Genomic DNA, 23220 nt, shown 5'->3' with positions numbered 1-23220 from the left:
GGGTGGATTTTTTTATTCTCGATAGGCTGGATGACCAGGTCAGTAAATAGAAATCCGTCTCACCCAGTGACGGATTTCTTATGATACCACTCATAGAACGTACCCGCTTCCTCTTTCGACACCCCATATAACAAACTCTCATGACTCGGGTTTGCCCGATTGGAGAACATAATGGTGGCTACTCCGAACTTTCGCTCGACCCACGAGTGCTTCACAGTCACCTGCTGGATCCGGTCCCTATGGGTGACGTAGGTTTCGTTCAACCAGCCTCCCTTTCGAATTTGGACGGTTTGATCGTGGCGGGTGTAGCTTGTAAACCAGTAATCAAGGATTCTCAGGAGGATGGATACTCCAAAGACAATGCCTGCAATCCATATCCATTCCCTCTTAAGGATCCATAGGCCAACTACAGCAGCAATCGTCAAATAATACGGTTGGAAAAGCTTCAGCCAAAGAACCTTTAGTGGGAAGCGTTCCATCTCTTCTTTGATCGGGTAGTGGGGAAGGATGGTGTGCAGCATATCATAAGCTTCGCGTTTTGGCATAAAAGGATATAAAGAACTTATTTCCTCTTTTTCACCTTCAGAGGAGCCGGCACTGATCAACTTGATGGACACAAGCCCGAGTATCCTTTTCACGATGGATTGTTCCACTCTGACAGCTTGTACTTTATTCTTTGGAATCGAATAGCTGACCTCATTCCCTATCCCTTTTTCAATATAAATCCGTTCCTGTTCATCACTAATGACATAGTTTCCATACTTCATATACGTTTTGACAAAACCGATGAAGATGGACAGGATCATGGCAGCGAGAAAAAGAACGATCAGGATCCACACATGATCGAGCAAGTAGTGCCAGGCACTTTCTGCTGATTCTTCGATGGAAAAGAAATCGGCCAGATTGAAATAGATGGCACTCAGTATTGGGAATATCGCCAGGAAACTGAGTGAAGTGAAGGATGCTTTAATCAGGTCTTTCCTGGTTGCTTGGAAGTGTACCGTGCGTTCCGGCTTTATACCATCTTCTGATTCATCTCTGTTTTGCTTCTGTTCGAGATAAGATAAGATGCGATCCTTCTCTCCTTGTGTGATGACGGGAAATTGAAATTGGGCATTTTCTCCACTAGTCCCTGTTTCCATCGTTAAAGAAGTTAATCCAAACCAGCGATGAATGAACGTTGTATTGGACCTGTGGCTGTGGATCCGATCCCAGGAGACCGTGTTTTGTTTTTTAACGACCATCCCTTCTCTGAAGAGGATGGTTTTATTTCCTAATTCATATCGGTTGAAAAGCCACTTAGCAAAGATGGACATTACAGCCCCCACTGTGGCAACCAACAGGGCGTAGCGGCCCCATATCACCCACCCGGCTGTTGAATTCGCTTTAAGTAGGAACAGGAGGATATAGAACCCGAATAGGCCCTTCGCGGTCGATACTAATTCCACGATGATATAGGCTGGGTGATATCGTTTGGCAGTTTGGATCATGCTCCCATTTCTCCTTCCTTTGGTTCTTTATCCCGAATCTTTGCGAAGGTGGCAATTTCTGCTTTCAATATCTTCGCTACATTTGCCGGTATGGCAGGTATTTTGTGACTGGAGGTAGTAGTCCCGATTTCAAGGTCATAAAGGTCATAGCGCCGCATGATGGGTCCCTGCTCTGTCCGGACGTATTCCACTTTCTCCATGGGTATCAGGATATGCTGCTGCTGAAACTTCCCGAATTTCAACTGAACGAATTCCTGATCGACCTGATAGCGCCAGGTTCTTTGCAGGTAAATGGGTTCAATGACGATGGAGAAAATGGAAGAGACAATGAACAGCCCTCCAAGGATATAAAGGACGATCCCGATCCAGTCGTACCAATCGAATCGGTCACTGCATATTATCAGGGCTCCTATGATGAGCAGTGCTGTTGTATGCCCAATCGTGTTGGATATTCTCCACACTTTAGTGGCTTTTATTGATATGGTTTGTGTTGGTTCAGGTATGTTTATGTACATTTTTTCACCTCTGATTTAAAATACGTGTTTAATATAAGAAAAGTTTCAGAACCTGGAAAATAATAGTTGTGAAATAGGTTTCATTTTACAAAAATTGTGATACTTAATTAATAGTTCGTATTATTCATTGATAAATAATATATCGAATAGGTAAAAAGGATTACTTGCGTATACTAAAAATAAACAGATTCTATCATTCTGACAAAATTTCATCCATGTTATAGTTAAAAAGATTGGAAAATTTTATGAATAGTAATCAATTGAGGTGAAGGTCCTTGTCTTTATATTTTTACTACGGGTTGTTAAGGGAAAAACGTGAGCAACTTCAAAGGCTTCAGGCGTGTCAGAGCAAACTTCAAGGCAACAAACAGGAATTTTCAAGTTATCGGGAATCCATTACAAATCCTGAATTATCTGCATTCACATGGCAAGGGACGCTTGCAAATAAATTTGATGAAATAAGGTTTGAAGGAATGCTTCATTACTTTACAGATATTGAAAATAACCAGTTTAGTGAAGTGTTTTCTATGCTGAGCAGTAAGATGCAAACTATAAGAAGTGAAATCCAGGCGATTGAACAGACCATTCATAGGTTGGAATCTGAAGCTGAAGCAACAGTTGATTAGAAAGAAAAGTATTTAATATAGCGGGAGGTAGCTTGTATGGGTAATGAAATCAGAGTAGTGCAAGGTGAGATAGACCACCACCTTTCAAAAATTAAATCCTCTGCAGAATCTCTTCAACCGGATGTACCTAGTCACATTGGACATGAAAATCGCCTGGAAGTGGTAACAAAATTGAACGAGTTGAATCAAAGCATGGAACAGATGGTACAGAGTTATAAAGAATTGCTTATGCGAAATGAAGAATTGACACGACAGGCTGTCCAGGATATGGCGGATGCCGATCAGGAACTGTCTTCACATATCAAAGCCAGGTAAGGAGAGAAGTTGGGATGAAAACACTGGATGTCATGTCTCTGGATTCAGGAATAGAACAAGTGCTTCGAAAGTTAACCCAGCAAAAAGAACAGATGATCGAAATCGAATCAGCCATAAATGACTTTATTTCTCAAGATGCCTCTTTTAAAGGAAAAGGGGGTCAATCGATACGGTCTTTTTATCAGGATTCTCATCAATCCTTTCTGGAGTTCTATCAGCAAATGGTGACAACATATGAATCTACCCTGAAAGCTATTAAAAATGAATTACAAGGGTTGGAGCCAGCCCAAAATGGATATATACAGGAAAGCTTTTTACAGAATGATATGGAAAACGGATTGAATCGGGGAAGAGATGTGGTCATGGACTTAACAAGTGAGTCCAATGAAACGATTCAAAGTGTTCAGGATATCGTCTCCTTACCAAGATTACAAGACGGTTCCTTCCTTCAGCAGGTTCACGTTGCGAGGCAGCAAAAGGATCAAACCGTTGAAAAACTTCACCAGTTTGATCAAAGTCAGTCTGCTAAGCTAGAGCCAATCCAACAGGATGTCCACACGATGAACCAATACATTCACCAAATTCAAGGTCTCTTCTCCAACGGGAAAATCTCAATCGATACGTATCAGCCTAATAGCTGTTACAACCCTCAATATAAGGCTGAGAACGGGTCGACAAACCCTTATTTCGAGCTGACCAACAATCCCCGATTTGTCGAGAATGGGGTTGAAGCGGCTGATACGGTGAATGGACTGCAACCGGGATGGGATCCCACACCGACATTAGGGATCAATTTTGATCAGTGGCGAGATCAGCCGATTAATGCGGCGACGAATTTGGGTATTGCGACTGCTGCCGGGTATGGGGCGGCGAAAGGTGTGAACATTGCTCAAAAAGGATTCGGGGCAACCAAAAGTTATTATACGACGGCTCAAGGGAAAAGACGTGTTCGTGTTTCATTAACTAATCCTGAACTGATGGACTTTAAGAAAAATAACTATAGCGGGACCAACGCTACTAATTATCCTAAGCTTTATAAGTTAGTTGACCCCATGACAGGGATAAAACAATCCTTTAAATGGGCTGGAAATAAAATTGGATATATTGGAGTTGGAACTACTGTGGTCGGTGATGTTGTACATGGCATTCAACATGATCAATCAGCGAGTGAAATTGCGGGGAATGTTACAGGAGATGTTGCCGTAGCTGGTGCATCTATCGCATCATCAGCATATATCGGTGCACTAGCAGGTGGAGCTATCGGTGGCCCGGTTGGTTTGGCTGTGGGGGCTGTTGCAGGTGCTGCTGTTGGGATGATAACAACATCATTACTAAGTGATCTTAAATTTATGGATGTTGATAATGATGGTAAAGGAGATTCTATCGGGGACGCTATAAAAAAAGGTACCACTGGAATCATTGATAAAGTAGGATCTTGGTTTAGCTAGTCACACAGATTCCAATTATTGAGGTGAAAGATTTTGAAAAGACACGGAGATATTGATGATATTACATTGTCATATCTAAATAATATGCAGTTCCCTAAGGAGAACAGAAGAAATGTAATAGGGTTTTTATTAATACTTTTGGACTTTATAGGGTTACTGCCATTACTGAGCATCCCTTTTTTTGCGCCCTTTTTTTGGGCTGCACTGATTCCAATCATAGGTGTCCATCTATGGGCAATGCTTTATATATTCGCACCTTATAGATTTGAAAAATCTTACTATTTATTTATTGGTGTTTTTGGGGTTGTGAACACGTACGTATATTTCCTTGTTATTCAAAAGTTTTTGTATAAACATATTGGCGTAGAGAGCAGTAGCTACTTCTATATAGGGTTGCTTCTTATGATTTTATTATTGGTTTTCTTCCAGGTTTTCAATGTGAAAATGTTTTATTCAGGTACCTATGCCAAGCTTCAAAATGGGAAATCAAAGTTTAACATTACTCCTATAGTAGCTTTTTCAAGCTTTGGGTATGTGGTTGCACAGTTTCTTATGTCCTCTCTGGTTACGGACTCAGCCTTTATGATCGCATTGATTATCGCGTATTCGATTGTATCTATTGTCACTTCTTATTTAGCGACTTTTATTCATAGATTTATATACATACAAAAAAATTATGACAAGGTGCTGAAAGTGTATCCTGAGTTCGGGAAACCCAAATCATTAAGAAAATTCGGTTAAGGGGGATTATGATTGGCTAACTGGACATTAACTAACAAAGATTTATATTTACTTGTAAAAATGTTAGGTGGAAAAGTTCTGATAGGTATATCTAACCCTTTTCCAGATTACCGGGATGATGAATTAGAAGAAGAATGGGAAATGATGTTTAAAAAACTGCATAAGTTTGAACTGGTGGATCATATTGAAGGTGAACTAAAATTCGAGAATCAATTCATTGAAGCCATGTGGGTTATTGCAAGGAGCAATTTGGTGGCAGAGATTGTAACGGATCAGCTGGAACAAAGTATTTTCTACTTCAGTGACGATCAGGTCATCGAGTGCATGAAGGAGAATGAAACAAGTTATAAAATCTATACACACCCGGCTCCCGAATGGACCTTGAACGAAGTCATTTTTCCTAGAATGCTTATTGGTGTTGAAAATCGATCTATACGTTTAAATGATCTCTTATACATACTCCCAAGTGACTATCTTCTCTACTGTAAAGAACAAGCCATATTTAACCTTGATGAATTATCTTTAAATAATGGAATAGACCAAGATAGTTTAATAATCAAACAGTTTAATAGATCATTACAAAGGAAAATTCATACCACTCGATTAATGATATTCTTTAAAGATGAACTTGACTGGAATATTGAAGGTGTACATGTCCTCTCCTCACCCTCCTATAATTGGACATTAAGAATGGTCAGTAAAGACGGTATGGAGTGGTTGAGTACACGTCAGGCAACAGGAGAATCGTTAGTAAAAGAAATAGCTGGAGTTTTTGAGAGGGTAAAATTGAAAAAAGAAGTGAATTAGAAGGGTGGCTTAACATTGTTTTTAAAAAAGAAGGATACAGAGGATATTTTTTGTATAGCTGTCTTTCCAGAAAAAGAGTTAACGTTTGAGGAGCTAGACGAATATAGTGACAGGTTTGAAGAGGCGGGGAACATTGAGGTGGTTTCTGAGGTGAATCTATCAGAAAGAAATATAGAGATTCTATCAAAAAAATTCCCTGAAGCTGAAATATCTTCTCCAAGCTTTGCGGTGCTTAAGTTGGACAGGGATCGGATAAAAGAAGAGACAAAGAAAATGGAGAGAAAATTCAAGTGGAAAAAGCTTTTTAATTCAATTCCTCATGAAGAATATCTTATCGTCGAAACAAAAACCATGTTTGATTTCCGGTATGCCCTTCTTTATACAAGGGATGTTGAAAAAGTCGTTACTTTTTTAGAAAAACAAAATTAAATTTGAATGATGTTGTTAAAGGGGGATTGTTTAGTTGGAGCAAGAAAAAATAGATGGCATTACAATATCTTATTTGAAATTACAATCACCCCGAGAAAACAGAGGGAATATACTCGTGTTCTTTTTAATATTTCTGGATATCATAGGTGTGCTTTTCCTCTTAGGTGAACCAATGCTACCCATATTTTTTTGGTCTGGTATCATTCCGGTGATCTTAATTCATTTATGGGCAATTCAATATATTATTGCCCCTTATACATTCGAAAAATCATATTACTTTTTTTTCGGAGTGTATGGTGTCATTAATACCTTTGTGTACTTTTTAGTTATACTAAAATTGATATATGCCCATTTTCAAGTTAATGGAGTAGTGCCTTTGGTTATAGGGTTAATCATGTTTATATCCCTCCTTCTCATAATAAATTGGATGAACATCCATTTATTGTATTTCGGCACGTACTCGCGCCTTCAAAAAGGAGAGAAGATTGTAAACCTTTCCCCCATTACTGCAACCACAGGCATCGGCTATGTACTGGCACAGGTGATTCTATCGTCTTTCTTTGTGGAGTCTCTGAAAATACTTATTATCATAGGGGTTTTATCTTTACTCTCCGTGGCTACGGCTTTCTTCTCTACAAGCATTCATAAATATTTCTATATTAGAAAGAACATCGAAAAGGTCAAGCAGGTATATCCTCAATTTGGTCTGCCGAAAAGGCAGAGGATACAAGGATAAACTAGCTGCAAACGATTAGAGAAAATGCAAAGTGGCCCCTCTAAAATTCCGGAAAATAGAATAAATCTTAAAGACATGTCCATAATAAAACCAAATATCAGGAGGTGTGGACATGCCAAATCAAAATGATAACAAACTTAAAAAAATCCAATCTGAAAGTTTCAAACAAGGGAAATCTCAGGAAGAATACGCTGCCGAGCTTGAAATGAACAAGATGAAAAGCCAAAAAAGGAAGTAACCTCGGTCTACATAAAAGAGCCATCCCGATTTTTAACGGGATGGCTCTTTCCATTATAGCGATGATTTAATCACTTTTTTATAATAAAGTACCGATAATACACCAAAGATTGAATACAGAATCGTATATAACCCCATTACAATGATCATCGGTGTCCAAACCTCGGCACCGAACAGGAACCATCCGGATTGAACAGCGAAGTAACTGTGCAGCAGACCGATGAGGAGAGGGATTCCGAAGCTGAAGAGCTGCTTGGCTTGAATGCCTTTCAACAAGTCACCCTGAGTGAAGCCCAGTTTTCTTAAAATCGTATAGTTCGGTTTCTCATCTTCACTTTCGTCCATTTGCTTAAAGTACAGGATGCATCCGGATGTGATCAGGAAGGTGAGACCAAGGAACCCGACGATGAACATGATGAGTCCAATATTTTGTTTCTGTTCTGCTTTCATATCATACTGGGAATCGTTTGCCCATCCTTCGTCGAGGCTTAACTCATGAAAGAGGTCGTTTGCTTTCAAGATATCTTTTTCTTGTTCAATCGTCACCCCGATGTAGAGAGAAGATTCCTTCTGGATAGCAGGATCTAAATCATTCTTCAGGCGTTTGAATATATTGTCATCCACGATCACAACAGGTGAGCCCCCTGCTGTAAAATACCATGAAATCGGGTATTCATCCCTCATTCCCAAGTAATTAAGCTTGGTGACCTCCGTCTTTCCTTTCAGTTCCGTCACCCCTGAATCATGTAACGGAATGACCTTTTGAAGTAAGTCGCTATATCCTGTAAAGACCGTTTCGTCTTCTTTTACATCGACGCCTTCAACGTCTTTCTCGCTGATGACCGAGTTCGGCATGGCATCCAATGAACCGTTCAGTTCCCCAAATTCAGAGTCTGTAATGCCTTTCAGGTTGACCAACACTTCAATGACTTCGATTTCTTCCTTCTTGAATTCGATGCCATTGTCCAGTAGGGCATCTTTAAAGTGTTGGAAGTCTTGTGTATTTGTAAATGAAAAATCGGTCGGAACATTATTTTGAGCTGTTTTTTCAGCTGAGTAATAGCCGATATAGCTTAAGGATAATAAAGCGATAGCAAGAGCCGATACGGTCGTGATGATTGTCAATAGTAAGGCATTGGATTTCATCCTGAACATGATGGATGAAAGGGATAGTACCTCATTGATGTTCAAGTAGCCATCTTTCCTTTTTCGGATCACGTTGAAAATAAAGCTGACGGACCCTTTATAAAAAAGATACGTTCCGAGAATGACTGAGCCGAGTATAACTAGCATGGCTCCAAACAGTTGAGGCATGGTGGTGAAGTCCCCGCCAAACAATTTGGAAGATACGTAGTACCCCGAGGCAACCAGGATCATTCCCAAAATCCCGATGATGATCTCAAACCTGGACATTTTTTTAACTTTGGTTTCCGTTGATGAACGTACCCTGAACAGTGATAATATACTTTGCCTTTTAATAAATACAAAGTTCATCATCATGATCAGCAGGTAGATCGCGCAGAAAACAAGGATGGTCTGGATAAGTGCATGGGTTGAGAAGTGGAGTGTGGCGATTGCCTCGACCCCGGTTATTTTGAATAAGATCATGATGATCAATTTTGAGAAAGAGAATCCGATCAAGATGCCGAGTATCAATGACCCGAAATAAAGGATGAAGTTCTCCACGGTCAAAATACGAAAGATTTTATTTTTTGTCATGCCGATTAACTGAAATAATCCGATTTCTTTACTTCTTCTTTTAATAAAGAGCGTATTCGCATATAAAAGAAAAATAGAGACGATAGCGACAAGTAAAACGGAAGCCGCACGAACCGCTGCGCCGCCTTTGATGGATCCCTTTGTTGCATCCATGGATGGATCATACTGCAGGGTCACAAAGGCGAAGTAAAGCGCGACACTAAAGACCAGAGCAAATACATACAGATAATAATTCTTAATGTTTTTCTTCAGGTTTCTGAAGATGAGGGTATTAATGTTCATTCTGCACCCCGCCGAGCACCCCTTGGGTTTTCATGATGTCCTTGAAGAAGTGCTGTCTTTCCTGTTCGCCTTTATTTAATTGAGTATAAATTTGCCCGTCCTTGATGAAAATCACCCGACTGCAGTAGCTTGCTGCCACGGGATCATGAGTCACCATGACGATCGTCGCTTTCAGCTTATGATTTAACTCACTAAGCTTATTTAAGAGATCAGAGGCCGACTTTGAGTCAAGGGCACCTGTTGGCTCGTCGGCGAAAATGATGCTTGGTTCATGGATGAATGCCCGGGCGGCTGATGTACGTTGTTTTTGTCCGCCTGAAATTTCGTTCGGGTACTTATCTTTCAATTCAAGAATCCCAAGCTCTGAAGCAAGGTCATTGAATTTCTGGTCGGCTTCCTTTTTTGGTGTCTTTGTGATGGACAATGGCAGAAGGATATTTTCCTTCACCGTTAACGTATCGAGCAGATTGTAATCCTGAAAGATAAAGCCCAGGTGATTCTTTCGGAACTGTGCGAGCTGCTTTTCTTTCATCATCGTCATTTCATTGCTTTCAATCTTTATCGAACCCTCACTCACTTTGTCGATAGAGGAAAGGACATTTAAGAGAGTGGTTTTGCCGGAACCCGATGCCCCCATGATACTTACGAATTCACCTCTTTGGATCGACAGGTCGATTCCCTTTAAGACTTCCTGCTTATTGAATTTATTGCCGTAGCTTTTATGAAGTTTGGTTGCTTCTAATATCGTCATCGTGAAAAACTCCTTTGATTTGATACCCTTATTATAAAAAGCAGGAAGTTTCTTTTCCTTTTATTGTTCGAACAAAACAGAAAAGCATGTGACATTTTTGTCACACGCCGGTAAGTTGGACGAAATCATTCTTCTGGGGGAAGGTGAGGGTGACCCGGGTCCCTTCGCCTCGTTTAGACGTAACATGTATAGAAATCAGTAAAGGTTCTGAAACTCTTTTGGTTAAATATAATCCCATTCCGGTAGATGCGTGATCATTGTGCTCGATGGTCGAGGTGAAGCCTTTGTCAAAGATCCTCGGCAGGTCCTTGGGATCTATGCCTCTCCCGAAATCCTGGATTGTGACGACAGCTTTCCCGCCATGCTCTTCACTTTTAATAATTATATCCGATGACGCACTATATTTTACGGCATTGGTTAAAAGCTGTCTGATCATAAAAGCAAGCCATTTCGCATCGCTCAGCACTTCTGTGATATCCAGTTGAATGTCAAATCCAATACCCTTTTGAATACACCAGGATTGCAGCGTTTTTATTTCCTGAAATATAACTGTTTCAAGATCGGTTTTCTCGATATATAAATCATTCTCCATAAACGACATCCGTTTATGATGGAGCTGTTGATCCAGCAGAAGGTGGATCCGCAGCCATTCGTATTTTAATGGAGCCTTTAAAGATTGGTTCTCTAAACGCTCAATCATCAAATGCATGGCAGTCAGTGGGGTTTTCACTTCATGGATCCAGGAAAGGAGGTCATCCTTTTCCTGTTCGAGCAGCATTCGATTTTCAGATGCTGCCTTCCTCAGAAGGTTCGCCTGCTCTGATAAACTATCTGAAACGATTTCTTCAAATGGAGTATCGGGGGCATTCACTCCTGTAATATTGAGATTAGGATCCCATTCTTTTAGTCGTTTAAAGAAACGGGTTTCCTTCTGATATCGAATGAAAACGAAGACGATGAAAAAGAGCAGTGATATGAACACCATATAAAGGATCGGTTGTAGGGGGATGGCCGTATCGATATACGCAACGAAGATCCATAGCAAGTGAAGAGCGGTAAAGAACAATATCCAGCTTTTTCGTTCCCATAAGTATGTTCGGATCATGGTGACTCCTCTTCAATGGCCATATACCCTTGCCCCACTTTGGTTTCAATGAAGCGGCCCAATTCAATCTCTTCAAGCCGTTTCCGAAGTCGGTTCACATTGACGGTCAACGTGTTATCGCTGATGAACCGTTTATCATCCCAGAGGCTATTAATCAACGCATCCCTGCTGACAATCTTATTTTTCTGCTCAATTAGGAGCTTTAAGATGTACATTTCATTCTTCGTCAATTCGATGGCCCCCCGTTCATTGTCTATGGTGTTACGCTCATAATCAACCGTTGCCCCGCACCAGGTCTTGATGCTTATCTGCTCCGTGTTATAGTTGTACACCCTCCGAAGTGTCGCCTGTACCTTTGCGATCAGAACATCGAAATGAAAGGGCTTCTGGATGAAGTCATCTGCCCCAAGCTGCATGGACATCACCATATCCGTAGGGTGATCACGTGAGGATAGGAAAAGGATCGGCACATTGGAGTGTGTGCGGATCATCCGGCACCAGTGAAAACCGTCAAATTTGGGTAATTGGATATCAATGATCACAAGATCCGGTTTCACTTCGGTGAACTCCTGCATGACGTTATTGAAGTCCGCGATACCATATACATCATAGGACCACTGGGAAAGCCGCTCCTTGATTTCATTAAATAGGGTTGTGTCATCTTCGATTAGTAATAATTTCAATTTAGTCACCACACAATCTTGCTGTTTACATAAATTGTATAGGAAATTATATAGGTTTGCCATATGACTGAAGAAAGGAACTGTTTTATTTAGAAGTATTTTGATTATTTTAACAAAATATGGGTATTTAACTCCTAAAAGCAATTTACCGAATTGCATAAGAAAGGAATTAAATCATGAAGAAACTTCTAGGGTTTTCAGTGATAACGGCGGTTTTGTTAAGTGGATGTGGGGAAGTGCAGATTTCGATTAATAAGGACCAGGATGCGGAGTCCAAAGAGGCGGTCAGTAATAAGAATGATAATGACAAAGTAGAACTAATGAATGATGGCTCGGAAAGTGAAGAGATGACAGATGCTGATAAGCAAAAGGCTATTCTTCAATTCATCAACAAGGATATCTATAAGGTGGCAGAATATGAAGTCATCGCCTTCCAGTCACTGGCATCGGTTTCTGGTGTCAACTATACGGATGATCCAACCGTCTACAATGAGCTGATCAGCAACACCATTCCTGCCTACGAGAAAGCCTTGAAAGAAGCGATGGGTATTGAGGCGGAGATTCCTGAGCTTGAGGTAATGACTGACCGGATCGTAACGGCCACTCAAACTTTTTACGATGCACTCATTCTCGAAAAAAAGGCGATTGAAGATCAGGATGAAAGCTTGATTAATGAATCCAATGCTAAAATGGAGGAATATTACAAACTGGTGGAGGCTTACCATTCGGATATGAAACTTCTCGCAGAAGAATATGGTGTGACGTATGACTTGAATGAACCGAAACAAAATGTAGAGGAATTATAAAAATGAACAGATATTCTTTTAAGTTCATTCATTACACAAAGAGCCTTACTCTTAAATAAAGGAGTAAGGTTCTTTATGTTGACGAATACACCTTTTATAGAATTTCTTCTTAAGTTAATTTTTAAAAAATAAATGGTTTATAAAAGTAAAAATAAGGATATATAGTAAGTACTTGTAACTAATGAGTCGAATCCTTCAATAAGTAATCACCTATAAATGTTATTAAATGGAGAGTCTCTAGTCTTTTTTAGCACTATTTTCCTAATATCATCAAACGATTCTTATACCAAATGACCTGAAAGTGTTTATTCCTGTAGTTATAAAGTTTCCTTTTCGCTGTAAAAATTGTGTTTATATGTATGTTTATAATAGTATGATATTGGAAGTGTGGAAACAATTGTAATAAAAAGGATTTAGATGATAGAAAACGGGTTACATAGTTTACAAGGTTCATGTTTCTTATATGGGTATTCTGATTTGATATAGATGATTACCACCAACAATTTCAATTAAGGGAGAGGAATTACATGTCAGGAATTATTCGTGTTACCCCAGCAGAATTGATTAGTATGTCGAACCGATACACAAGTGAAAGCAGCCAAGTAGGAGAACAGATTTCACGCCTGGATAATATGATTTCTGAGCTTGAAGGTATGTGGGAAGGTGAATCAAGCCGCGCGTTTGGAGAGCAATACCAAACTTTACGCCCGTCATTCCTGCAAATGCAGCAACTGCTTGAAGACATCTCAATGCAATTGACTAGCACTGCTAAGTCTCTTGAAGATGCAGATGCTCAAATTGCCAATCAAATTCGCGGATAAGTTTATCCCCAACTATTTTAAACATGAAGGAGCGCTTATCATTATGTGGCGCTCCTTCCTTATGAGGTGAAACCCGACATGTATATAGAAATTACCATCGATTTAGGACATTATGAGGAGAAGAGCTTCGATCTTAGATTATCAAACTACCATACTGTTAAAAAACTGATCGATCTTGTGTGGCAGTCTCAGAAACTTACAACCGATCCCAGAGAGGGTTGTTGGATTCGGATTGTTAATAAACAAAAGGTGGTTCCCGGTCATGTAAGGTTGATAGATGCAGGAATTCATTCTGGAGATCGAATTGAAATATTATAAAGGAGACCAATAGAATGTCACAAAAAAGTGGATCATACTTACAAGAAAAGCTCGAAGCCGTTGTACATAAAAAAGAAAATAAGATGACATTTATCTTTCAAAAAGAAAAGATAAAATTGGATCAAATAGCGGAAATTCACTTCTTTAAGAACATTAACCCATCCATACAAAGAGAAATCACGATGGAAAATGATGAATTATGCATCGTGAATACCATACCTGACTCCTTCTCTTTTTATCCCCAATTAAAAGCGAATGAGAAAGAAAGGTTGATGTCTGCCTATCAACTGGTAGAGAAGGTACGGAACCATACCTTATCACGTCTCCATCTCATTATTTGTCCTGAAAATATTGTATTTGATCAGGGACTGACTCCCCACTTTATCCATTATGGTGTTAAGGAGAGTCTTCCCCCTTACGAAAAAGATGAAGATTTGTTGTTAAAACAGACAAAAGCTACTGTCGCAGCTATTGTGGATCGGCAGCATACATTTGATGAATACTTTAAGTTCAATGAAACGTTAAAATTGTCGTCAATGACTAAGGATGTTTTGGAGGCCGAAAGCATCGAACGTGTCGGAGAAGTGTTGAATCATTTTATAAAAGAGGCCAAAAAGTCTGATTCCCTACTTATGACTGTGAGTAAGAAAAAGTGGAAACTCAATCGTTATGTACTGCTCGGAATATCATTACTCTTAGTACCGGCAATTATTTACTCTATATATTCTCTATTCTTTATATTTCCCAAGCAGGAAAGGGTAGTAGCGGCTCAGGAGAGTTTTCTCCTAAATAAGTACAGCGATGTAGTAACTGAACTACAGCCTTATGAGGTTGAAGAAATTCCGAAGGTCACTCAATATCAACTTGCACTCTCATATATTATTAACGAATCCTTGACCGAAGACCAAAAAGAGAATGTACGAAATACTGTCTCCCTTCAATCAGATCCACTTTATTATGAGTATTGGATCAATATCGGAAGAGGAAAGGCTGAAGAAGCATTAGAAGCAGCCAGGTTCCTGGAGGACCGGGATTTAATTCTGTTTGGACTTCTTAAGTACCGAGAGCAGGTCAAGGCAGACGGAGATCTTGATAGCGAGGAAAGACAGCAGGAACTGGATGAGATTGAAAGTGAAATAGCTGAATACGAGGAAGAAATGAAAGCGTTGGAAGACGAACAGCCATCACAACCGGCACAAACAACGGAAGAACCGCAAGAGAATGAGGAAAAAAAGACACCTGAACAAAAACCGGCAGAGACTGATGGAGAGAGTTCCACCCCTCCAACTCAGCCTGATAAGAAGGAATCCTGACAAATAAACTAACAGGGGAGGTGAGCATATGTATGCCCTTTGGGTTTTTCACGATCATTACTATCAGTCAATCATGATTGAGGATGAAAATAAAAAAATTACATTAGGTCCACGATTGGAAGATTCAATCACGATTCTTTCGTTGCCATCTTCAGCCGAGGCCATTTTCGTAGAGCACTCTGGCGATACTTTCAAGCTATATCAAGACGGGAAAGAAGAAAGGATTCTTAAACCAGGCTGCAAAGAATCTTTGCTTGCAGGTGATAAAGAACTGCACATAATGGTCACGCCATTACCATTAAAGTCTCAAATCTATTATGTCGGTCATAAAGAAGAAATCAGTATATCTACTGAACAACCGGACGCAACCATTTATTATGAGAAAAAGGATCTCATTCAAACTTGTCATTGGTATAAAAATGGCGATGATGAATGGGTGATGGATGCTGATGAGGCGTCTTCGCTTTATCTAAACGGACATCAGGTCAAAGGGAAGCAAAAGCTTAAGGTTGGAGACATTTTATTTTCTCCTTTTTTAACTATTACCCTATTAGAAGATGATTTAATCGAGATACATAGTATCGATGATTATCAAACTGAATTAATGGCTTCAATACGTCCTACATCAGAAATGCAGAAGAAATATCCCAATTATCGCCGAACGCCACGCATGATTTATGATCTTCCTGATGATAAAGTTCAATTATCCTTTCCGAGTCAGGAATCGAGCGATACAAATCGCAGTTTATGGTTGATTATTCTTCCCCCATTGATGATGTTAATTGTCATGGCCATTGTAGCGCTCGTGATTCCACGTGGAATATTCATTATTATCTCAATGGTGATGTTTACAACCACTTTAGTAACGTCAACCGTACAATTCTTTAAAGATAAGAGTAATAGAAAGAAATCCAAGGAACGAAGGAAACGGATCTATACTCATTATTTGGAGAGTAAGAGAAAAGAACTTCAGGAGCTTGCTGAGAAACAGGCAGATGTTCTGCAATTTCACTTCCCTACTTTTGAAAGAATGAAGTATCTGACAGAGCAGCTTTCCGATCGTCTTTGGGAAAGGACCCTTGAAAGTCCGGACTTCCTCCAGTTTCGGTTAGGAAGTGGGGAAGTACCTGCAAGCTACAGTATTTCAGTGAATTCCTCCGATATGTCAAACCGTGAAATGGATGAGTTGTTGGAGGAGTCCCAGAAGTTAGAAATGGTTTATCGTGAGATTGATCAATTACCTGTTTCAGCGGATCTTCATAAAGGTGCAATAGGACTGATCGGTAAGGAATCCGTCTATAAAAATGAGATTCACCAGCTGATCGGGCAATTAGCGTTCTTTCATAGTTACCACGATGTACGGTTTGTCTATATTTTTCATGAGGAAGAGTATACGGATTGGGAGTGGATGAAGTGGTTACCACACTTTCAATTACCACAGTCCTTTGCTAAAGGGTTCATTTATAACGAGAAAACCAGGGATCAAATTCTTTCTTCCATATATGAGGTCCTTCGTGAAAGAGATATTGAAGAGGACTCAGATAAAGTACGTTTTTCACCACATTACGTTTTTATCATAACCAACCACCAGCTTATTTCAGACCATGTGATTCTCCAGTATTTAGAGGGGGAATATGCTCATTTAGGAATGTCCGTCATTTTCGCTGCAGAGGCGAAAGAGAGCTTGTCTGATAACATCCACACTCTCGTTCGTTATATCAATGACAAGCAAGGGGACATTCTGATTCAGGATAAAAAGGCGGTTAAGATTCCATTCGAAATGGATGAATACAATCATGAGGGCAATGAGCAGTATGCAAGAACCTTGCGGACTCTTAATCATCAGATCGGCATGACTAACTCCATCCCTTCAAGTGTTTCTTTTCTGGACATGCTTCGGGTGAGGGAGGTTGATCAGCTTCCCATTCAAGAGAACTGGCTATCCAGAGAATCAGCTAAATCCTTAGCAGTTCCCGTTGGTCTAAAAGGAAAAGAGGATATTGTCGAGCTGAATCTGCATGAGAAGGCCCATGGCCCCCATGGATTACTTGCCGGAACAACCGGTTCAGGGAAGAGTGAATTTTTACAAACGTATATTCTATCTTTAGCGGTCCATTTCCATCCTCACGAAGTAGCATTTCTATTAATCGACTACAAGGGTGGAGGAATGGCACAGCCCTTCAAGAATATCCCGCATTTATTAGGGACGATAACCAACATTGAAGGAAGTAAGAACTTCAGTACGAGGGCACTCGCTTCAATTAAAAGTGAATTGAAACGCAGGCAGCGCTTATTCGATCGTTACGAAGTGAATCATATCAATGACTATACACGCCTTTACAAGCAAGGCAAAACGGAAGAACCCCTTCCTCATTTATTCTTAATATCCGATGAGTTTGCTGAACTTAAGAGTGAAGAGCCGGAATTCATTAAAGAACTTGTAAGTGCAGCCCGTATTGGGAGGAGCTTAGGAGTTCATCTTATCCTTGCAACTCAGAAGCCTGGAGGAGTCATCGATAATCAGATATGGAGTAATGCCCGTTTCCGCGTCGCTCTTAAAGTACAGAATACGGAAGACAGCCGTGAAATCCTTAAAAATGGGGATGCAGCCTCGCTGACCGTAACAGGGAGAGGGTATTTACAGGTCGGGAATAATGAGGTGTATGACCTGTTTCAATCCGCATGGAGTGGAGCTCCCTATCAGGAGGAATCCTTTGAATCAGAGGATGAAGTTGCGATTGTTACGGATTTAGGGCTGATTCCGTTATCGGAAGTTTCGACTAATCCGAGCCACCAGAAAGAAATGGTCAGTGAAATTGACGCTGTCGTCGATCGAATTGAAGCTTTACAGGATCAGATGAAGTTAGAGAAGCTTTCCAGTCCATGGCTCCCTCCTCTTTCAAATCGCATCTACCGTACTTCATTTGCACAGAGAGAGGAGAATAAGATCTTACTTTCCATGATTGATGAACCTGAGAAACAGAGTCAGACCCCGTACCATTATGAAGTGATTGAGGACGGGAATGTCGGTGTCTTTGGATCTTCAGGGTATGGTAAGACTCAGACGCTAATCACCTTATTGATGGGGATGGCCACTCAATTTTCACCTGAGGAAGTTCATTATTATCTTCTTGATTTTGGGAACGGTGGCTTACTGCCTTTAAAGCAGCTGCCGCACACCGCAGACTACTTCCTCATCGATGAAGAAAGAAAGATCGAGAAATTCATCGGCATATTGGAAGATGAATTAGCCCGCAGAAAGCAGCTTTTCCAAAAGCAGGAAGTAAGCTCAATTAAAATGTATAACACCATAAGTGAAGAAAAACTTCCTCTCCTATTTGTAACAATCGACAATTTCGATTTGGTTAAAGAAGAGATGCAAGAGCTTGAGACGCAAATTAATCAATTTGCAAGGGATGGTCAGTCACTGGGAGTGTATATGTATTTTACAGCTACACGGGTAAATTCAGTCCGTCAATCGTTAATGAATAATTTAAAGACTAAAATTGTTCACTATCTGATGGACAGCTCAGAGGCTTATACGATGCTTGGGCGACTACCATTCACTCCGGAAGCCATTCCAGGTAGAGCGATCGTTAAGAAAGATACAGCTTTCTTTTCTCAAGTATTCCTTCCAACAGAAGGGAAGGACGATTATGAGCAGATGAATCTCCTGAAGGAAGAAATTCAGTTATTGAAAGAAAAGTATAAAGGATTAATGTCGCCTGATCCGGTGCCTATGCTACCGACAGAGTTGACGATGGTCAACTTTACCCAATATACAGATTCAGGCAGGAAAGAAGGGTTGCTTCCGGTTGGCTTAGACGAAGAATTAGTTAAGCCGGTGTATGTAAACTTTAAAAAGACGAAGCATTGTCTGGTATTGGGTCAGGCCCAAAAAGGAAAAACGAACGTCCTGAAGGTTTTAGCCAATACGGCGTTATTGCAGGATAGTGAGCATATTGCGATATTCGACTCCATTGACAGAGGACTTTCAAACTTAATGAAAGAAGAAAAAGTAGTCTATATGGAGAACAAAGAACATATCACAATGTGGCTTAATAGAGTGGAAGAATTATTTAGTGTAAGAGAAGGGCAATATAATCTGTCCATACAAAAGGGAAGTGCACTTCCATCCTTCTCACCTGTCATCCTCATTGTAGATGGTTATGCAAGGTTCCTGCAGAATCTGGATGCACTGCTTCAGGACAGAATTGTTAAGTGTATGAAAAATTATAGTCACTTAGGGTTCTGCATGATTGTTTCCGGAAACAACAGTGAATTAACAAAGGGATATGACACTTTAACAGTAGAAATGAAGCAGGTTCGTCAGGCTCTTGTCTTGATGAAGAAATCTGAACAAACCTTGTTCACGCTCAGCTATGATCGAAGAGAACCAGAAATTCAACCAGGATTTGGTTATTATGTAGAAAATGGTAAAGAAACTAAAATTCAAATACCACTTATGGTAACGGAAAGGAAAGTACACGCATGACAGAGAAAGTAAGCCTATTTAAACTCTTATTAGCGGTCATGATGATTCTTGCCACTCCTCTTCTTTTCTTCCGGTCAGTGGGAGAAAATCCTCTGAAAGTAAAAGAAAACGCTACTCAGTCCATCGCCATTGTGAACGAAGATGCCGGAACAGAATTGGATGGAGAGACGTTGGCATTTGGAGGGGATGTTACGTCCATTCTGGAGGATCAATCATCCTTTGAATGGTCAGTTGTAGGCAGAAGTGCAGGAGAAAACGGTCTTCAAAGCTCTAAATATGATGCCGTTGTGTATATACCTTCAGACTTCTCTGACAAAGTGATGACATATGATGAGGAAAGACCAGTAAAAACAAATCTTAATTATAAAGTTCAAACGCAACTGAATGCTGTAAATAAAGAAAAAGTCCTTTTAGAGATTGAAAGGGCTACTAAAAGAGTGAATAACAAGATGTCCTCACTCTATTGGAATTATGTATCGGCAGACATGGAGAATATCCGTGCTGAATTCGATGAAATCCTACAAAAAGAGCAGGCTTTCCAAGAAACGATGCTGTCATTCTATAAACCGAGCTCGAAAGATTTGGCCGGACAAATCCAACAACAGACCTCAATGCTTTCTAATTTACAGAACTCGATTCAGCAGGCAGACAGCCGTGCACCCGAGCAACAAAACACGCTTTCATCGTTTGAACAAAGTCTTTCCAGCTTTGTTGAATACGTCAACCAGTATAGAGAATATCAGGATAATCAAAAGCAATTACTCGCAGATATTCAATCACAATCGGTTGAAATGATCAACGCGTCAACTGAAAACCAGCAGCCAAGATATTTGAAAGCAAAATCGCTATTCTCAGAACAAAGTGAGTCCCTTGCTGCAGGAATGACCCAACTAAATAGTAATATGGAAACGAACCAGACGGTGTTTACAGATTTACAAGAACGCAGGTTTGAAGAAGTAGGAAGGCAGGTAGAAGATTTTTACTCATTCCAGGAACGGGTGTTGAACTTCTATCAGCAATTGCAGGACACCACGACCTTAAATAACCTGCAAGGAAGTATTTTTGAACTTAACAATAAGCTGGCTGAAGGTGACGGGGAGATTTTTAATCCACCCGCTCCTCCTGAAGTTCCTGAACCACCAAAAGACGGAGAGGAACCCGACCCTCAACAGGTCATCATTTCCTCTCAAGAAGGTGAGCCCGGGACAGGGGAACCAAGCGATCCCCCTCCTGCACCACCGAATTTAGATCCGGAAATAAGTGAACTGACAGCCATTTCAACAGAAATCGATGCGTTGAAAGAAACACTGACTAATTTAACAGAACCAACACCTGAAGCTATAACCGAGGCAGTTACCAATATTCAAACAATCAATGATCGCATCCTGCAGGTTCGAACGCAGCTGCAAGGAAAAAATAATAGCTCAGAAAATCCTCTGCAGGCTGAAGTGGATAGACTGTTGGGAGAAGTATCAAGACTTCTTGAAGATAATCAGACATTGATTGATAAAATCGATGAATTGACCAAGCAAGTTGAAACTCTTACAACAGAAAATCAAGAACTTAAAGATCAGGTTACGACATTGACTGAGACGAATGAAGCTTTGATTAACCAATTGGAGATGTTCTCTGACAATATTTCGAATATCGTTGACGAAATCGAGGATAAAGAAAGCTCCATCCTGAACTCAGCTGCATTATCTGAAAGTAGAAGAAACACACTATATGGTTATTTTTCTCGCGGGATTAATAACTATAAGCTTATGGATCTTCTACAATATTACTCTTACCTGGATCGGTATGAAGCGACTCTTAACAGTATGTTAACGGAGAATGGAGTAAAAGCTGCCGTTCTTCAGGATGAAGAGCTGAAAAATGAGGTAAATGAGATTCTGAAAGTAAGTCAGACTGAACAAGCGGAGTGGGAGCAGTTAAATACAGGGCTGCCGAATACAGAGGATGCTCTTAACACGCTTCAAGACTCATTTACCGTGTTTGCGGCAGAATACAACCAAACTCTTGATGATCAGCAATCTCAGCTTACAGAGAGCCTGAATGCGATCAATCAAGAAGCTACGAACGTTCTAAATCGTATACAACAGCCTGATCAAGCGGCTCCAACTCCGGTTTCAGGGGCTACAGGACCAGATTTAGTGGGGAACCAGAAGCAAATTGGAAGTGAAATTAAGTCTATCCATTCCTTCCTGGATACAGTGAGTGAGAGCCAAAATACAATTGTTTCCTACACAAATGAGCTTCAATCCAATGTATCCAATGTTCAAAGTGACGCGGATACACTGAATAATAAGTGGGCAACAAATGTAGCCTCCACTCAATTAATTCGTGATGATGTGTTTAGTGTACTGGGGAATGCGTTCGTTGACGGACAATCCAATGGTTATGTTTATGATTTCTTGACGAATCCTCTTAATGTAAACGGAGATGTCCCGGAAGAGAAGAAAGCAAGTGCCCTGCCACCAGTAGTGATTTTGTTTATTATCTTGTTATCCAGCTTGCTTATCGGATACACAAGCTATTACTTCCAAAATGCTCCCCTTTGGATTCAAGGGGTGATATTCCTACTGTTAAATCTCATTGTAGGGTTTGTTATTAGTCTTTATGGATTGGACATTTATCCTCTAGTTGAATCCCGTTCAGTTGAGTGGACGATCTTTACCATTCTTCTGCTATTAGCAGGATCAGGATTAATCCGTGTTGCTTTTGTCACACACCGGTTATTGGGCTGGTTTGTCGCTGTAGGACTGGTAGCACTGTTCGTGACGCCATTATTGGCATTAACAACACCTAATTTTACATTTAAAGACCCGATGTCCACCGTATACATGTCGATTCAATATGGATCAGACTCTTTATTTAATCAAGCTGTCATTGTACTGGGACTGATTGTTATCGGGTTAACCATCGTGCAGGTGATATTAGACAAACGCTCTAATAGAACATCTGATGAGGGCACGGAAGCGTATGAGGGGTAAAATACTGATTCAATTGTTATTAATAGGGGGCTTTGTCATCATGTTTGTGCCCCCTATTTCGGCCAATACAAACATTAAGGATTTAATCCCGAATGACTATCAAAACAATGATTTCAAAAAGAATACCGACCTCATCCATGACCAGACGCTCACAAATGAAAAGATAAAAATCCCTGAAGAACAAAAAAGTTTAACATTTGAAGGGATTTCCAGTAACAAATTGAACGATCTTACTGATAAGTTATTTAAAAGTGAGGAAAAAGATACAAATACAATTAAAGCAAAAGCAGAAAACCTGAAACTGTTTAGTCAATCCGAATCGGCGAGATTAGGGAACCTGGAGGAAAGAAGTCAGACTGGTTCCTCCCTCTCTATATTGATTGCTATGTTAGTAGGAATTTGTGTGTTCCTTCTTATCACTGTTATTGTCATTTGGAATAGAACGACTCAAGGAAGCAAAGGTTGATATGAAAAAGAAGAGGAGCCCGTTTTTTACGGGCTCCTCTTCTTATATTAATTTCTTCCTTCACTCATCATCGAATGCGTATGCCCCTCTGAATCCACAAAGAGCATCTTCCACGTTTCATACC

21 protein-coding genes are annotated in these 23220 nt (G+C 40.2%); 15 read left to right on the top strand and 6 right to left on the bottom strand.

What is annotated here, in order from left to right; translation table 11 throughout:
• Nucleotides 1–59: 59 nt before the first annotated feature.
• Both ACQKFO_RS16250 and ACQKFO_RS16245 read right to left on the bottom strand, forming a co-directional pair.
• Entirely contained in the window at nt 60–1490 is a 1431-nt protein-coding gene (locus ACQKFO_RS16250) for a PH domain-containing protein (protein ID WP_427599956.1), read from the bottom strand.
• Nucleotides 1487–2005 (bottom strand): PH domain-containing protein, encoded by a 519-nt coding sequence (locus ACQKFO_RS16245; protein ID WP_427599955.1) that lies wholly within the window; start codon nt 2003–2005, stop codon nt 1487–1489. Before ACQKFO_RS16245 ends, ACQKFO_RS16250 begins: the two co-directional genes overlap by 4 nt.
• Nucleotides 2006–2280: 275 nt before the next feature.
• On the opposite strand from ACQKFO_RS16245, the gene ACQKFO_RS16240 reads away from it, so the two are divergent.
• The 8 genes from ACQKFO_RS16240 (at nt 2281) to ACQKFO_RS16205 (ending at nt 7345) form a co-directional block, all read left to right on the top strand.
• Nucleotides 2281–2631, top strand: coding sequence for a YwqH-like family protein (locus ACQKFO_RS16240; RefSeq protein WP_427599954.1), 351 nt, complete (start codon nt 2281–2283; stop codon nt 2629–2631).
• A 36-nt stretch (nt 2632–2667) separates the two neighbouring features.
• Nucleotides 2668–2946, top strand: a complete 279-nt coding sequence (locus ACQKFO_RS16235; protein WP_113969358.1) for a YwqI/YxiC family protein — start codon at nt 2668–2670, stop codon at nt 2944–2946.
• A 14-nt stretch (nt 2947–2960) separates the two neighbouring features.
• Complete coding sequence (locus ACQKFO_RS16230; protein WP_427599953.1) at nt 2961–4394, top strand: ribonuclease YeeF family protein; 1434 nt, start codon at nt 2961–2963, stop codon at nt 4392–4394.
• Between the two features lie 402 nt (nt 4395–4796).
• The gene (locus tag ACQKFO_RS16225; RefSeq protein ID WP_427599952.1) at nt 4797–5135 is read left to right on the top strand and encodes a hypothetical protein; all 339 of its coding nucleotides are present in this window, start codon (nt 4797–4799) and stop codon (nt 5133–5135) included.
• Between the two features lie 12 nt (nt 5136–5147).
• A complete protein-coding gene (locus ACQKFO_RS16220) occupies nt 5148–5942 on the top strand; it encodes a hypothetical protein (protein WP_427599951.1) in 795 nt (264 codons plus the stop codon).
• A gap of 15 nt (nt 5943–5957) precedes the next feature.
• The gene (locus tag ACQKFO_RS16215; RefSeq protein ID WP_427599950.1) at nt 5958–6371 is read left to right on the top strand and encodes a hypothetical protein; all 414 of its coding nucleotides are present in this window, start codon (nt 5958–5960) and stop codon (nt 6369–6371) included.
• Between the two features lie 376 nt (nt 6372–6747).
• Nucleotides 6748–7107, top strand: coding sequence for a hypothetical protein (locus ACQKFO_RS16210; RefSeq protein WP_427599949.1), 360 nt, complete (start codon nt 6748–6750; stop codon nt 7105–7107).
• A gap of 112 nt (nt 7108–7219) precedes the next feature.
• Nucleotides 7220–7345: a hypothetical protein gene (locus ACQKFO_RS16205; RefSeq protein WP_258549627.1), complete on the top strand. Its 126-nt coding sequence runs from the start codon at nt 7220–7222 to the stop codon at nt 7343–7345.
• Nucleotides 7346–7398: 53 nt separating this feature from the next.
• On the opposite strand, the gene ACQKFO_RS16200 is transcribed toward ACQKFO_RS16205, so the two are convergent.
• The 4 genes from ACQKFO_RS16200 to ACQKFO_RS16185 form a co-directional block, all read right to left on the bottom strand.
• Nucleotides 7399–9345, bottom strand: a complete 1947-nt coding sequence (locus ACQKFO_RS16200; RefSeq protein WP_427599948.1) for an FtsX-like permease family protein — start codon at nt 9343–9345, stop codon at nt 7399–7401.
• Nucleotides 9335–10096 carry an ABC transporter ATP-binding protein gene (locus tag ACQKFO_RS16195; protein WP_427599947.1) on the bottom strand — a complete coding sequence of 254 codons (762 nt, stop codon included), beginning with the start codon at nt 10094–10096 and terminating at the stop codon, nt 9335–9337. Before ACQKFO_RS16195 ends, ACQKFO_RS16200 begins: the two co-directional genes overlap by 11 nt.
• Before the next feature lie 100 nt (nt 10097–10196).
• Nucleotides 10197–11201, bottom strand: a complete 1005-nt coding sequence (locus ACQKFO_RS16190; RefSeq protein ID WP_427599946.1) for a sensor histidine kinase — start codon at nt 11199–11201, stop codon at nt 10197–10199.
• Nucleotides 11198–11884 (bottom strand): response regulator, encoded by a 687-nt coding sequence (locus ACQKFO_RS16185; protein ID WP_427599945.1) that lies wholly within the window; start codon nt 11882–11884, stop codon nt 11198–11200. The genes ACQKFO_RS16190 and ACQKFO_RS16185 overlap by 4 nt, the downstream gene beginning before the upstream one ends.
• Nucleotides 11885–12060: 176 nt before the next feature.
• Here ACQKFO_RS16185 and ACQKFO_RS16180 point away from each other — a divergent pair, with 176 nt between their 5' ends.
• The 7 genes from ACQKFO_RS16180 to essA all read left to right on the top strand — a co-directional run bounded on the left by ACQKFO_RS16180 (nt 12061) and on the right by essA (nt 23096).
• Nucleotides 12061–12690 carry a hypothetical protein gene (locus ACQKFO_RS16180; protein ID WP_427599944.1) on the top strand — a complete coding sequence of 210 codons (630 nt, stop codon included), beginning with the start codon at nt 12061–12063 and terminating at the stop codon, nt 12688–12690.
• 527 nt (nt 12691–13217) lie between these two features.
• The gene (locus ACQKFO_RS16175; protein WP_034764875.1) at nt 13218–13511 is read left to right on the top strand and encodes a WXG100 family type VII secretion target; all 294 of its coding nucleotides are present in this window, start codon (nt 13218–13220) and stop codon (nt 13509–13511) included.
• Nucleotides 13512–13589: 78 nt separating this feature from the next.
• Nucleotides 13590–13829 carry an EsaB/YukD family protein gene (locus ACQKFO_RS16170; protein WP_427599943.1) on the top strand — a complete coding sequence of 80 codons (240 nt, stop codon included), beginning with the start codon at nt 13590–13592 and terminating at the stop codon, nt 13827–13829.
• Between the two features lie 14 nt (nt 13830–13843).
• The gene (gene essB / locus ACQKFO_RS16165) at nt 13844–15142 is read left to right on the top strand and encodes a type VII secretion protein EssB (protein ID WP_427599942.1); all 1299 of its coding nucleotides are present in this window, start codon (nt 13844–13846) and stop codon (nt 15140–15142) included.
• A 28-nt stretch (nt 15143–15170) separates the two neighbouring features.
• Entirely contained in the window at nt 15171–19637 is a 4467-nt protein-coding gene (essC, locus tag ACQKFO_RS16160; RefSeq protein WP_427599941.1) for a type VII secretion protein EssC, read from the top strand.
• The gene (gene esaA, locus ACQKFO_RS16155; protein ID WP_427599940.1) at nt 19634–22630 is read left to right on the top strand and encodes a type VII secretion protein EsaA; all 2997 of its coding nucleotides are present in this window, start codon (nt 19634–19636) and stop codon (nt 22628–22630) included. Before essC ends, esaA begins: the two co-directional genes overlap by 4 nt.
• Complete coding sequence (gene essA, locus ACQKFO_RS16150; RefSeq protein WP_427599939.1) at nt 22620–23096, top strand: type VII secretion protein EssA; 477 nt, start codon at nt 22620–22622, stop codon at nt 23094–23096. Before esaA ends, essA begins: the two co-directional genes overlap by 11 nt.
• Nucleotides 23097–23220: the final 124 nt, after the last annotated feature.

The organism is Rossellomorea sp. NPDC071047, assembly GCF_050270195.1.
GTDB lineage: Bacteria > Bacillota > Bacilli > Bacillales > Bacillaceae_B > Rossellomorea.
The sequence above is the reverse complement of the archived record's forward strand: the minus strand, read 5'-3'. Positions and strand labels throughout refer to the sequence as shown.

Excerpts from the sequence above, each read along its gene's own strand:
- ACQKFO_RS16250 (WP_427599956.1), bottom strand. The coding sequence starts at position 1,490 with ATGATCCAAACTGCCAAACGATATCACCCAGCCTATATCATCGTGGAA.
- ACQKFO_RS16245 (WP_427599955.1), bottom strand. The coding sequence starts at position 2,005 with ATGTACATAAACATACCTGAACCAACACAAACCATATCAATAAAAGCC.
- ACQKFO_RS16235 (WP_113969358.1), top strand. The coding sequence starts at position 2,668 with ATGGGTAATGAAATCAGAGTAGTGCAAGGTGAGATAGACCACCACCTT.
- ACQKFO_RS16230 (WP_427599953.1), top strand. The coding sequence starts at position 2,961 with ATGAAAACACTGGATGTCATGTCTCTGGATTCAGGAATAGAACAAGTG.
- ACQKFO_RS16225 (WP_427599952.1), top strand. The coding sequence starts at position 4,797 with ATGATTTTATTATTGGTTTTCTTCCAGGTTTTCAATGTGAAAATGTTT.
- ACQKFO_RS16205 (WP_258549627.1), top strand. The coding sequence starts at position 7,220 with ATGCCAAATCAAAATGATAACAAACTTAAAAAAATCCAATCTGAAAGT.
- ACQKFO_RS16200 (WP_427599948.1), bottom strand. The coding sequence starts at position 9,345 with ATGAACATTAATACCCTCATCTTCAGAAACCTGAAGAAAAACATTAAG.
- ACQKFO_RS16195 (WP_427599947.1), bottom strand. The coding sequence starts at position 10,096 with ATGACGATATTAGAAGCAACCAAACTTCATAAAAGCTACGGCAATAAA.
- ACQKFO_RS16190 (WP_427599946.1), bottom strand. The coding sequence starts at position 11,201 with ATGATCCGAACATACTTATGGGAACGAAAAAGCTGGATATTGTTCTTT.
- ACQKFO_RS16180 (WP_427599944.1), top strand. The coding sequence starts at position 12,061 with ATGAAGAAACTTCTAGGGTTTTCAGTGATAACGGCGGTTTTGTTAAGT.
- ACQKFO_RS16175 (WP_034764875.1), top strand. The coding sequence starts at position 13,218 with ATGTCAGGAATTATTCGTGTTACCCCAGCAGAATTGATTAGTATGTCG.
- ACQKFO_RS16170 (WP_427599943.1), top strand. The coding sequence starts at position 13,590 with ATGTATATAGAAATTACCATCGATTTAGGACATTATGAGGAGAAGAGC.
- essB (WP_427599942.1), top strand. The coding sequence starts at position 13,844 with ATGTCACAAAAAAGTGGATCATACTTACAAGAAAAGCTCGAAGCCGTT.
- essC (WP_427599941.1), top strand. The coding sequence starts at position 15,171 with ATGTATGCCCTTTGGGTTTTTCACGATCATTACTATCAGTCAATCATG.
- esaA (WP_427599940.1), top strand. The coding sequence starts at position 19,634 with ATGACAGAGAAAGTAAGCCTATTTAAACTCTTATTAGCGGTCATGATG.
- essA (WP_427599939.1), top strand. The coding sequence starts at position 22,620 with ATGAGGGGTAAAATACTGATTCAATTGTTATTAATAGGGGGCTTTGTC.